Here is a 12,773-nt window from a genome sequence, read left to right on the forward strand (position 1 = left end):
CGGCGTCCTCACCTGCTTAACTAAATCTCTATTTTTCTTGCACTAATATATAAAGTATGGTAAAATTTTTAACCAGGAATCATCGATAATCAGGACAAAAACTACGGATAATCAATCATTTGATAAAAGAGAGGATGGAGAATCATGGCAATCTATTACAGCAGTACCCGCGGCGGTGAAAAAAATGTAACGGCATCACAGGCAATTCTGAAAGGGCTTGCAGAAGATGGAGGCCTTTTCATGCCGGATACAATTCCTGTATTTGACCGCTCTTTCAGTGAGCTGGCAAAGATGAGTTATCAGGAAGTGGCTTATGAAGTAATGAAATTATTCCTGTCGGATTTTACGGAAGAGGAGCTGAAGGACTGTATCGCACGCGCTTACGACAGTAAATTCGACACGGAGGAGATTGCACCTCTCGTAAAAGCAGACGGAGCATATTATCTGGAGCTGTTTCACGGCAATACGATTGCGTTTAAGGATATGGCGCTATCCATCCTCCCGAGGTTCATGACTGCGGCTGCCAGAAAAAATAAGATTGATAACACGATTGTTATTCTTACCGCCACATCTGGTGATACGGGAAAAGCAGCTATGGCTGGTTTTGCCGATGTGGAAGGGACCAAAATTATTGTATTTTACCCGAAGGACGGAGTCAGTCGCGTACAGGAACTTCAGATGCTGACACAGAAGGGGGATAATACAAGCGTTGTGGGAATTGACGGAAACTTTGACGATGCCCAGAACGGTGTAAAGAAGATTTTTAATGATAAAGAGTTCGAAAAAGAACTGGCGGCTAAGGGGTACCAGCTTTCTTCCGCCAATTCGATCAATATCGGACGCCTTGTTCCGCAGATTGTGTATTATGTCTATGCCTATGTGAAGCTTCTCGAAAACGGTGAAATTGAGGATGGCGAAAAAATCAATATTACAGTTCCGACCGGTAATTTCGGTAATATTCTGGCCGCTTATTTTGCAAAGCAGATGGGACTTCCGGTTGGCAGGCTGATATGTGCGTCAAATGATAATAAAGTTTTATATGATTTCTTCCGGACCGGTATCTATGACAGAAAGAGAGAATTTATCCTGACTTCCTCTCCGTCCATGGATATTCTGATTTCCAGCAATCTTGAGAGGCTGATTTATCTTTCTACCGGCTGCGATGCCGCAAAGACCAGGGAACTGATGGAAGAGCTGACAAGTGACGGGAAATATACGGTTACCGACGATATGAGGGAGAGAATGGCGGATTTTTCCGGCGGTTATGCAACACAGGAGGAGAACGCCGCTGAAATCAAACGCCTTTTTGACGATACCGGCTATATGATTGACACTCATACCGGCGTCGCATCCTGCGTATATAGAAAATATGTGAAAGAAACAAATGATACGGCGAAAACGGTGATTGCATCCACAGCCAGCCCGTACAAATTTTCAAGAAGCGTAATGGAAGCAATATACGGAAGCGAAGAAGGAAAAGATGAATTCGAACTGATTGACGAGATGGAGAAAGCTTCCGGAGTTGCTGTGCCCGCTGCCATCGAGGAGATTAGGAACGCTGAAATCCGCCACAATATACAGTGCACTCCGGATACAATGGAGAGTACGGTAGCTGACATTCTGAAATAAAAGGGATAAAATAATATGCCAATTTTTTAACAGTCTTCCCAAATCGAAAAATATGGTATATAATAAAAGAATGTAAGTGAGAAAAGCGACAAGGAGGTTCGTAATATGTTAGTTAATGCAAAGGACATGCTTCAGAAAGCAAGAGATGGCAAGTACGCAGTTGGACAGTTTAACATCAACAACCTGGAATGGACAAAGGCTATTCTGCTGACCGCTCAGGAACTGAATTCACCGGTTATTCTCGGTGTTTCTGAGGGTGCGGGCAAGTATATGGCCGGATTTAAAACTGTTGCAGATATGGTGAATGCAATGATTGAAGAACTGAAAATTACAGTTCCGGTAGCAACCCATTTAGACCACGGCTCTTACGAAGGATGCTATAAATGTATTGAAGCCGGATTTTCTTCCATCATGTTTGACGGTTCCCACTATCCGATCGAGGAGAATGTGGAGAAGACAAAAGAGCTGGTAAAGGTCTGTGCTGAAAAGGGATTATCCCTGGAGGCAGAGGTTGGCTCCATCGGCGGAGAAGAAGACGGTGTTGTCGGAATGGGGGAATGTGCAGATCCCGACGAGTGCAAAGCAATTGCGGACCTTGGCGTAGACATGCTTGCAGCCGGTATCGGCAATATCCATGGCAAATATCCGGCAAACTGGCCTGGCCTCAGCTTTGAGACACTGGCAGCCGTTAAAGAGAAGACCGGCGATATGCCGTTAGTTCTTCATGGCGGTACTGGAATTCCGGAGGATATGATTAAAAAAGCGATTTCTCTCGGCGTTGCCAAGATTAACGTGAACACAGAGTGCCAGCTTGCCTTTGCAGAAGCAACACGTAAATATATTGAGGCAGGCAAGGATCTGGAAGGCAAGGGATTTGATCCGCGTAAACTTCTGGCTCCGGGTACGGAAGCAATTAAGGAGACAGTCAAGACAAAGATGGAGCTGTTTGGTTCCGTTGGCAAAGCCTGATTGGAATAATAACCGGATTATAAATGAAGGCGGTGACCTGTGCGCGGAGCGTGCAGGTTATCGTTTTTGATGGCAGTGAAAAGTTTACAGATCAATTTTATCGTCTGGTAAGGGAGAATAGAATGAGTGACGCAATTAACGTGGCTGAAATTTTTGGAAAAAATGTATTTAATGATACGGCAATGAAAGAGCGCCTTCCGAAAAGTGTTTATAAGAAGCTAAAACAAACTATCGAGGACGGAGCGGAACTGGATCCGTCCATTGCAGACGTAGTGGCCCATGCAATGAAGGACTGGGCAATTGAGAGAGGGGCTACCCATTATTCCCACTGGTTTCAGCCGCTGACCGGCGTTACCGCTGAGAAACACGACGCCTTTATCTCCGTACCCGATGCGGCAGGCCGGGTTATCATGGAGTTTTCCGGAAAAGAATTGATTAAGGGCGAACCCGACGCCTCCTCTTTCCCGTCCGGAGGCCTGAGATCCACGTTCGAGGCCAGGGGATATACGACCTGGGACTGTACTTCACCGGCTTTTCTGAGAGAAGATACCTGGGGAGTGACGCTTTACATACCGACCGCTTTTTGTTCTTACAGAGGCGAAGCTCTGGACAAAAAAACACCTCTTTTGCGCTCAATGCAGGCAATTAATGAGCAGTCTCTGAGAATTATCCGCCTATTTGGAAATACCACATCCAAGAGGGTGATTCCCTATGTGGGACCGGAACAGGAATATTTTCTGATTGATAAAGAAAAATATTTGCAGAGAAAAGATCTGATTTACGCGAACAGGACTCTGTTTGGCGCCATGCCTCCGAAAGGCCAGGAGATGGACGACCATTATTTCGGAAGTATCCGTCCCCGTGTCGGCGCTTTTATGAAAGAAGTCAATGAAGAAATGTGGCGTCTGGGAGTCTGTGCCAAGACGCAGCACAATGAAGCGGCTCCGGCTCAGCATGAGCTGGCTCCTGTCTATACACAGGTCAATGTGGCGGTTGACCACAACCAGATGGTGATGGAGGCACTGAAACGGATTGCCGGACATCATGGCCTGACCTGCCTGCTTCATGAAAAACCGTTTGCGGGAATCAATGGTTCCGGTAAACATAATAACTGGTCGCTGACCACGGATGATGGAATCAATCTGATGAATCCCGGGGAAACACCGCATGAGAATATCCAGTTCCTTCTGGTTCTGGCCTGCATTATGAAAGCGGTGGATATTCACGCCGATCTGCTGAGAGAATCAACGGCGGTTCCCGGCAATGATCACCGTCTGGGAGCAGCGGAAGCTCCGCCGGCTATCATTTCCATTTTCCTGGGTGAGCAGTTGGAAGACGTAATAGACCAGCTTTGCAGCACCGGTTCCGCAGCCCATTCGATTCAGGGAGGAGTTCTCAAAACAGGCGTGACGACACTGCCCGATTTTGCAAAGGACGCCACAGACCGGAACAGAACTTCACCATTCGCTTTTACAGGGAATAAGTTTGAGTTCCGTATGGTGGGCTCTTCGGATTCCGTATCCTCACCGAATGTGGTGCTGAATACGATTGTGGCCGAAGCGTTCAAGCAGGCGGCGGATCAGCTTGAAAAAGCAGAAGATTTCGATATGGCCGTCCATGATATGATTAAAGAGCTTTTCGCAAAGCACAGAAGAATTATATTCAGTGGAAACGGCTATTCGGATGAATGGGTGGAAGAAGCTGAGAGGAGAGGCCTGCCGAATCTGAAATCCGGCATTGATTCCGTTTCTGCCCTGATTACGGAAAAAGCGGTGCATCTTTTTGAAAAATTCAGTGTTTATACGAAGGCGGAGCTGGAGTCCAGAGCTGAGATCGAATATGAATCTTATGCCAAGACAATCAATATTGAGGCAAAGACGATGATCGATATGGCAGGGAAACAGATTGTTCCGGCCGTTGTTGCGTACACGACGCAGCTGGCAAAATCGCTTTCCGCAGTCAGAGATGCATGTCCGGAGGCGGATGTCAGCGTACAGAAAGAGCTGATTCTTGAAACCTCGGATCTGCTGTCAGAAGTAAAAGTAGCGCTTGCCGCTCTTGAAGAGAAAGCCGGGATTGCAGCCGGCATTTCAAACAGCAAGGAGCGGGCGTATTACTGTCTGGAGAATGTGACGACTGCGATGAAGGCTCTTAGAATTCCGGTTGATAAGCTGGAAATGATTGTTGACAAAGAGCTTTGGCCGTTCCCAAGCTATGGAGATTTGATTTTTGAAGTGTAGGCGTAAGGATTAATACTTAGTTTTACAGTATATAAATCGTTACTTTTCATACGGTAATGTCCCGCGTGTTATTTTTTACAGCATAGCTGTTTTTTGGCAAGGATGTGAAAAGTAACTATAAATGAACCGCCCCCAATCAGTTGGATTTTTAAGCCTGACTTATTGGGGGCGGTTTAGATCATTGAACCAGTGGATTACCGTCCGGGACCGGTGGTGAGGCCTGGCTGTAATCCTCCGCTGCTGCTGCCGGAGCCGGAGGAACTGCCTGGGGCAAACGAACTGCCGCTGCCTGAAGAATGGTTATTGCTGCCCGGAGCAGAAGAACCGCCCGGATTTGTGCCCGGATTGTTATTATTGCTATTATTATTATTATTATTGCCCGAAGTTCCCGGAGCAGTTACGCTGCCATTCGAACTTCCGGGGGCATTCCCACCGCCGGTTGAAGTGCCGGCGTTAGTTACATGGCCACCTGTAGGGCCGCCGGAAGAGCTGCTGTTGCCGGATGGCGAGCTGCCGTTACCCGATGGTGAGCTGCCGTTGCCGGATGGTGAACTGCCGTTGCCCGATGGGAAGCTGTTGTTGCCGGATGGTGAGCTGCTGTTGCCGGATGGTGATTGGGAAGTATTATTCGTCTGGCCGTTTTGGGAACCGAAGGATGAATTCTTCAAAGAATTCGGATCAAAGTAACTGTCGGCGATTCCGCTCATATTATTTGTTTCATTCTGGCAGACACCATTATTGTCAAAAGTATAATTTACATTATCAATGACACGGGAAACATTTTCCGTCATCTTCCCGCTTTCGGGATCGAGGTAATAGAACTTGCCGGAAAGGTTCAGCCATCCTGTCTGCATATGTCCGTTCTGGTTAAAATAGAACCAGGAACCGTCTATTTTTCTCCATCCTCTTGTCATTCGTCCGGAATTGGTACTCATGTAATACTTGCTGCCATTGCTGTCACTGAGCCATCCGGTCAGCATCTTGCCGTCGTGAAGATAATAGTATTCACCGTCAATCTGCTGCCATCCGGACAGCATTCTTCCGTTCTGATCCAGATAATACCAGGTTTTATCAATTTCCTGCCAACCGGTCCTCATTTTTCCGTTGCTGCCGAAATAGTACCAGTTTCCGTCAATCTGCTGCCATCCGGTATACATCTTGCCATCATCTCCAAGAAGATAACGGGAACCTTCAATGTCGGTCCAGCCGCGTATCAGTTCACCGGTCGGATTGAAGTAATACCAGCTGTTATCCATCTGATACCATCCGGTAGCCATGGAACCGTCGCTCTTTAGGTAGTAGTAAGTGCTGTCCCCGACTTTCAGCCATTCGGTAACCATCGTTCCGTCGTTATTCAGATAGTACCATTTGTTATTGTCCTGTATCCATCCGGTAGCCATTACGCCTTCTGAATTAAAATAATACCATTTGGATGTGGAAGGATCCTTGCGCCATCCGGTGATCATCTTGCCGGTATTGTCGTTCAGGTAGTAATATTTGTCATCGATATGGAGCCAGCCTTTATGCTGTGTGCCGTCATCCTTCATGTAATACCAGCCGTTGCCGTCGTTAATCCAGCCTGTTTGCTTTTTATAGTCGGAATAGTAATACCAGTTGTTGTTAATCTGCCTCCATTGTTTTGCAGGTATCACGGCTGAGAAGTCCTTATAGGCAAAATTGATGTCTACGTTACCGGTAATCCCGGCTACAGTTCCCTGATTAGTAGCCTGCCACATGGAAGCTTTGTTATAGGTATGCTTAGTTTCATATCGCGCGACCCATACATCATAGGGAACCTTGCTCATATCTATTTTATTTGTCAGCCAGTAATCATTGGCGTAGAGCATCGGATAATAGCCTGCTTCTTTAATTTTTTTGCAGAAAGCATTAATAATGTCACTTAACTGAGCAGGGGTTAAAGTGCTCATAACGGACGCTTCAACATCAAATACTACCGGATATGAAATAGGATAATCTTTGATTAAATCAAGAATAAAATCTGCTTCCTGAACCGCCATGTCAGTTGTAGTGGCATAAGAATATATATAAGCTCCCACCTTAAGGCCGGCTGCAGCGGCTGCATCCGCATTTGTCTTAAAATAAGGATCTACGGCATTGTCATACCTGGTTCCAAGCATAACAAACTGGATATCGTCGCCTGCGACGGCTTTCCAGTCAATAGCCTGCTTCCAGTGTGAAACGTCGATACCTCTGGCGACAACTCCGGCAATGGATGTGCCGTCGCTGCCTATATAGACGCCGTTATTTTTAGTCCAGGAAACGGCGGCCAGACTCTCGGCGGCGGGGCCCAGGCTCATCAGGCCGACCAGACAGGCAAGCCCCAGAGCCTGGATACGTTTCTTGTGTATCATAATACTCCTCCTCCTGTGTAAAACATACAGTGTTTGCTCACTGTATCCGTAGTAAATACTTAATATGATTATTTAAACTTCTAAAACTTGCGCGGTATAATGCCCGCTATGCGGTCATTATACCATATTTATACAGTGAAGTTATAAATAATTTATTACAATTGATTCGGGGAGGCTTAATCCGGGAAAAGCCGGGCTATTCTCTTGTAATAGTGCTTTGCGTAGTGATACATGATAATTGTATATTCTCCGAATTCTTCTCCTTCCGTACTTTTGAATACGGCCCACAGACACCACAAAAACCCTCCCAGCGCCGCGTAAGCATAAGTTGCAATTCTTTCTTCAGGAGTGGGAATTCGTTTCAGATAGACTTCCAGCAGCCGATCCAGCTCTTCTGCATCGTAATATGAATAAATGCTGCACATGGAAATATCAATCAGCGGATCATGCATAGCCGAATATTCCCAGTCTATCAGCCGCACGGTTCCGTCGGGAAGAAAGAGAAAGTTATCCGCAACGGAGTCTATATGTGACAGGCAGCATGGCCTGTTTAGACGTTCTACCCGATCCAGCAGATGATTCATCCATCCCCTTACTTCCGTGTAATCCTCAAACAGAAGGAGTTCATGATGCTGACAGAGCTTTTCATAAAAATTGATCCGCTCACGCAGGTTAAAATGATGTTCCACCGTTAATTCCGACTGATGCAGCTTGCGCAGAAGGGCCATGCAGGATGCGATGTCATCCCAGTTTTTTGCATCGGCATTTCTGGAACCTTCATAATATTTGGCAATTTTATATCCGTTATCACCATCGAAGTAAATGATATGCTCTGTGATATCTAAAGGCTCGACGGCGTGGTATGAGGCTTCTTCTTCCTTACGGTTTATAAGCAGCTCTGTGCCGGGGCCGGGAATACGGCAGATATAATGTTCATTATTAACCTCGAACAGGAAGGATTTATTAGTCATGCCGGCCTTGAGGCAGCGGATATTGCGGATTGCGGATTCCTTTACGTGGAAGACCTGTGAGACCAGGCGCATCGCTTCGTTGTCTGAATGATTCCGGTATTTTGGATCGAACAGACGTAATTCTTCCAGATTTTCAAACTCGTAGACCTGATGCTCGGGCTGGCAGTTTACATAAAAATCAAGTTTGTCTATATAGTTCAGCAGAACGTGTTCCCAATAGCATTGCTCCGTTCCCGGACGGTGATAATCGGATTCCAGTAAAGGAAAGAAGGTTTCGGTAAAATCCTTTGACAGGAAAGCCGGGCCATATAATGTCCAGGAATCATGTCCGCCGATGGTGATGGATGAAATTTTACCTTTTTTGTTGGCCGTAACACACCATTCAGATGTATCGCCTTCCATATAAACGGAAGAATACCAGGAGCCGCATTCATAAGTATGGAACATATTGTTGCGAATCCAGTTGTCTGAGACCAGAAGATACATATTTTTACCGTAAAAAAGCTCTCTGCCCTGATATACGGTAGCAAGCGTGCTTTTACAGGTGTACTCCGGGTTATAAAATAGCTTTACATTATATTTATCGATGAGATATTCAAATTTTTCCTTCAAATAGCCCACAATCAGCGTGATGTTGGTAATACCGGCCTCATGAAGCTGACGGATTTGCCTCTCAATCATCCTTTCACCAAAAACTTCAAGAAGTCCTTTGGGTGTCTCGAAGGAGAGCGGGACAAAACGTGAACCGAATCCGGCCGCCGTGATAACAGCGCCATCAACACGGTACTGCTCCAGATATTCCATTCCTTTTTCCGTTAAACTGTATTTACCATATTCAGAATGATTCTGAATCAAACCGTCTTTCAGGCATTCACCTACTAGCTTATTTACACTTCCAAGAGATATCCCAAGAATTGAAGACAGCTCTCTTTGGGTAACATCTGAATCTTCATAAATACTCCTGCATATTAATCCGTATCGATCCATGCATAAACCTCCACTTTTATAATTAGTATATTAAATTGTTGAAATTAAACAGGATATTGTGTATATTCATGATTTCGACATTTTTTTGCAGTGTTCAAAAAAGCGACTTGAATCATGAGATATGAACATTATAGCATGAAATTCTTAATTGTAAACCTCAATTCTTAGGATTGTATTAATATAAAAACAATAATTGGTTAATAACGACTTTTTGTAACAATTCCGTAAGGAAATGCACAGAGAAAAGTTATGGTAATTTGGGATTAGTTATATTATAATGTGAATGTATCGGAGACAGGGTCAACTTCCCAGAAAATGAAGCAGTAGTATGAAGTGCAAAAATTTCACTTTGTAACAAAAAGTTGGAAAATTTGTAAAAAAACTATTGATAATTTTCCTTATCCGAAGTATAATGACCTCGTAATGCAATTAGGAATTTCGAAAAATATTTCAAAAAGAAAAAAGGAGAGTGCATTAATTATGAGAAAGCAGACTAAATTAGTTGCAGTTTTATCTGCAGCAGCTTTACTCGCTATGGGTGCTTCCATGACATCTTTCGCCGCTGGTTGGGAAAAAGATGACGCTGGTATCTGGCACTATTATGACAGCGATGATGAGATGGTAGCTGGAGAATGGAAGAAAGACGGTGGAAAGTGGTTCTACCTGGATGATGACGGCGAGATGCTGACAGACAGCTGGGTTGACGACGAGTACTATGTTGGTGATGACGGCGCTATGCTGATTAATACCTGGAAGAAGACTCTCGCTGACGAAGATATGGATGATCCGGAAGATGACGGTGATGCTTGGTACTATTTCGGTTCCAAGGGTAAGAAAACCACTTCTGATACAAAGAAGATCAATGGAAAGACATACTTCTTTGATGACGACGGCAAGATGAGAGATGGCTGGTATCAGGATGGCAACGATGTTTATTACTTAGGTGATGAAAACGACGGCGCTAGAACCTCTGGCTGGTTATGGCTTGAAAAACCGGACGACGACGCTGATATTGACCTTTGTGATGATGAGTGTGACGTATGTGACGAAGAAGGCTGGTACTGGTTCGGTTCCAACGGTAAGATGTATAAAGACGCAAAACAGAAGAAGATCAACGGTAAATATTACTACTTTAACGAGCACGGCCAGATGCTGTATGAGTGGATCAATGGCGCCAAAGTTACAAAAGGTTCCAACGCTCAGTTAGACGGTGAAAATCCAAATGCAACTCCGAGCGATGTATATTACATGAACGTAGTAGAGGAAGGCTGGAGAGCAGATGGCTGGTATCAGATCGATGGTGCTGAAGACCTTGGTGCAAACAATGATACCGACTGGTACTACTTCAAAGATGGTAAAGCTAAGAAAGCAGATAAAACAAAACCTGCTGACAATAGTGGCTTAACTGATGATGGTGCTCCAGTTTATGTAGCAAAGATTAAGGTTGAAGGTAAATACTTTGCATTCAATGAAAAGGGTCAGATGCAGACTGGTTTACAGTACATCGATGGAGATACCTACTATTTTGATAGCAACGGTTATATGAAGACTGGTAAAGTTTCTAATGTAGAGGAAGAGAATGATTCCTTCACATATTATTTCCAGACTAAGAATGGCGGCAACGGCAAGGGTGTAACCGGCGAGAAATCTGGATACCTCTACTGGAAGGGTAAGAGACTTGAGGCAGAGGATGATTATAGAATCTACCTCGTAGATAACAAGTACTATCTTGTAAATAAACAGGGTAAGATCCAGAAATCCGAGAGCAAGAAGTATGACTTAGAGCTTGCAGATAAGGAAGACGTACAGTTCAAGTTCAGCGGTAACACAATCAAAGATCTTAGCAGCGATCTGTTAGAATTCGTTGATGTACCGAAGATCGAACTTTACGACAACGTAATTTCAGCTGCTGGAATTGATGAAGCTGAGTAAGATTCATTTACTGAAACTTAGATTCTGATTATAAATTAGATTTTGAGAAACAGTATAATTAAAAAGGCAAGGCCGGATTTCCGGTTCTTGCCTTTTTGAATAGGCTCTCTGTCATAGAGTTGGGGTGGGATTTTAACAAATCCCACCCCAACTATTGACAAAGAGCCTTAAAAGACCAGGAATGTGCTTATCACACATCCCTGGTCTCTATCAACTATTCAGTTCATAACCAAATTATTCTTCTACAGTTGTAGTAGTAATAATAGGTTTCATCGTACCATCATACAGTTCGATCTGTGGAGTTGTAGCATCTGTTACGTAATCGCATGCAGGAGAACCTGTCTTAAGACCTGTAATCTTGTATCCGTTAAACGTGAATTCAACGTCCTCTGCTCCACTTCCATTTTCTACATCATACTTTTTGTCAGACTTCTGAAGTTTACCGCTCTTATTTACAAGGTAGTATTCCCAAGCTGTTTTGCTAGAATTTGGTAATTTGTAAATTCTGTAATCATCATCAGCTTCCAGTCTCTTACCATTCCAATAGAGATATCCGGACTTCTCACCCGTTACACCAAGACCGTTCTTGCCATTCTTTGTGTTAAAGTAGTAGGTGAAGCTATCATTATCCTCTTCTACATTAGAAACTTTTCCAGTCTTCATGTAGCCATTGTCATCAAAGTAATAGAATCCGCCGGCATCCGGAATATACTGTAAACCAGTCTGCATCTGTCCGATTTCATTGAAGCAGAAATATTTTCCGTTTACCTTAATTTTTGCTGTTGATTTTGTCTTTCCACCGTTTGGATAGGTGAATTGCTGTCCGGCTTTATCGGCACATTTTGCCTTACCATCTTTGAAATAGTACCAATCGGTATCATCGGAAGCTCCGGTATCTTCAGCACCATCGATTTCGTACCAGCCGTCTGCTCTCCAGCCTTCTTCAACTTGATTTGCATAAATCATGTTGCCAGCCTGGGCAGAGCTTGCAGAAGCTTCCGGAACTTTACCGTCAGCGACAGCATTAGTAGGTGTACCAGCTTCCATTGGAGAGCCATTGATCCACTCATAGAGCATCTGTCCGTGTTTGTTAAAGAAATAGTATTTTCCATTTACTTTTTTCTTATTGAAGTCTTTGTACATCTTTCCATTAGAACCGAAATAGTACCAGCCTTCTTCATCACACATATCTCCATCATCTGTATGTCCGGTAATAATATTGTCATCCTCGTCCGGAACCTCTAACCATAACCAACCAGATTTTCTGGCTCCGTCATCTTCATCACCTAAGTAATAAACGTCGCCATTCTGCTCATACCAGCCATCCTGCATTTTGCCGTTCTCATCGAAGAAATATGTTTTTCCGTTGATTTTTTTATCACCAGAAACAGTCTTTTTGTCTTTGCTTCCAAAGTAATACCAAGATTCACCGTCATCTTCCGGATCATCCATATCCTCGTCAGCTAAAGTCTTCTTCCAGGTGTTGATCAGCATAGCGCCGTCTTCGCCAACATAGTACTCGTCGTCAACCCACTGATCGGTAGCCATTTCACCGTCATCATCCAAGTAAAACCACTTTCCGCCGTCCTTTTTTCACTCACCGGTTACCATCTCGTCGTCTTTGTCATAGAAATGCCAAATACCAGCGTCATCTTTTTCCCAACCAGCGGCGA

The 12,773-nt window shown here is 44.4% G+C and carries 7 protein-coding genes and 1 pseudogene; 4 read left to right on the plus strand and 4 right to left on the minus strand.

The features are described from left to right. Positions 1 to 144: 144 nt before the first annotated feature. The 3 genes from thrC (at position 145) to CLOSYM_RS21220 (ending at position 4,838) form a co-directional block, all read left to right on the plus strand. Positions 145 to 1,629: a threonine synthase gene (gene thrC / locus CLOSYM_RS21210; protein WP_021643767.1), complete on the plus strand. Its 1,485-nt coding sequence runs from the start codon at positions 145 to 147 to the stop codon at positions 1,627 to 1,629. Between the two features lie 105 nt (positions 1,630 to 1,734). Beyond that, positions 1,735 to 2,598, plus strand: coding sequence for a class II fructose-1,6-bisphosphate aldolase (gene fba, locus CLOSYM_RS21215; protein ID WP_003502144.1), 864 nt, complete (start codon positions 1,735 to 1,737; stop codon positions 2,596 to 2,598). 122 nt (positions 2,599 to 2,720) lie between these two features. Then, on the plus strand, positions 2,721 to 4,838 hold the full coding sequence (locus CLOSYM_RS21220) for a glutamine synthetase III family protein (protein ID WP_003502146.1): 2,118 nt from the start codon (positions 2,721 to 2,723) through the stop codon (positions 4,836 to 4,838). A 194-nt stretch (positions 4,839 to 5,032) separates the two neighbouring features. Here the strand turns inward: CLOSYM_RS21220 and CLOSYM_RS21225 are convergent, their stop codons facing one another. Together CLOSYM_RS21225 and CLOSYM_RS21230 are read right to left on the minus strand one after the other, a co-directional pair. Beyond that, the gene (locus CLOSYM_RS21225; protein WP_021643768.1) at positions 5,033 to 7,210 is read right to left on the minus strand and encodes a GH25 family lysozyme; all 2,178 of its coding nucleotides are present in this window, start codon (positions 7,208 to 7,210) and stop codon (positions 5,033 to 5,035) included. A gap of 176 nt (positions 7,211 to 7,386) precedes the next feature. Next, positions 7,387 to 9,168 (minus strand): phosphotransferase, encoded by a 1,782-nt coding sequence (locus tag CLOSYM_RS21230; protein ID WP_021643769.1) that lies wholly within the window; start codon positions 9,166 to 9,168, stop codon positions 7,387 to 7,389. 480 nt (positions 9,169 to 9,648) lie between these two features. Here CLOSYM_RS21230 and CLOSYM_RS21235 point away from each other — a divergent pair, with 480 nt between their 5' ends. After that, positions 9,649 to 11,100, plus strand: a complete 1,452-nt coding sequence (locus CLOSYM_RS21235; RefSeq protein WP_044903099.1) for a PspC-like choline-binding domain-containing protein — start codon at positions 9,649 to 9,651, stop codon at positions 11,098 to 11,100. A gap of 234 nt (positions 11,101 to 11,334) precedes the next feature. Here CLOSYM_RS21235 and CLOSYM_RS21240 read toward each other — a convergent pair whose 3' ends face one another. Both CLOSYM_RS21240 and CLOSYM_RS23910 read right to left on the minus strand, forming a co-directional pair. Next, complete coding sequence (locus CLOSYM_RS21240; protein WP_330362932.1) at positions 11,335 to 12,594, minus strand: PspC-like choline-binding domain-containing protein; 1,260 nt, start codon at positions 12,592 to 12,594, stop codon at positions 11,335 to 11,337. Between the two features lie 12 nt (positions 12,595 to 12,606). Next, a pseudogene (locus CLOSYM_RS23910) lies at positions 12,607 to 12,693 on the minus strand (hypothetical protein); the annotation flags it as partial. Between the last annotated feature and the right edge of the window lie 80 nt (positions 12,694 to 12,773).

Source organism: [Clostridium] symbiosum ATCC 14940, from assembly GCF_000466485.1.
Taxonomy (GTDB): domain Bacteria; phylum Bacillota; class Clostridia; order Lachnospirales; family Lachnospiraceae; genus Otoolea; species Otoolea symbiosa.

Coding starts and splice junctions, on each gene's coding strand:
- CLOSYM_RS21230 (WP_021643769.1), bottom strand. CDS start 9,168: ATGGATCGATACGGATTAATATGCAGGAGTATTTATGAAGATTCAGAT.
- CLOSYM_RS21220 (WP_003502146.1), top strand. CDS start 2,721: ATGAGTGACGCAATTAACGTGGCTGAAATTTTTGGAAAAAATGTATTT.
- thrC (WP_021643767.1), top strand. CDS start 145: ATGGCAATCTATTACAGCAGTACCCGCGGCGGTGAAAAAAATGTAACG.
- CLOSYM_RS21225 (WP_021643768.1), bottom strand. CDS start 7,210: ATGATACACAAGAAACGTATCCAGGCTCTGGGGCTTGCCTGTCTGGTC.
- CLOSYM_RS21235 (WP_044903099.1), top strand. CDS start 9,649: ATGAGAAAGCAGACTAAATTAGTTGCAGTTTTATCTGCAGCAGCTTTA.
- fba (WP_003502144.1), top strand. CDS start 1,735: ATGTTAGTTAATGCAAAGGACATGCTTCAGAAAGCAAGAGATGGCAAG.
- CLOSYM_RS21240 (WP_330362932.1), bottom strand. CDS start 12,594: ATGCTGATCAACACCTGGAAGAAGACTTTAGCTGACGAGGATATGGAT.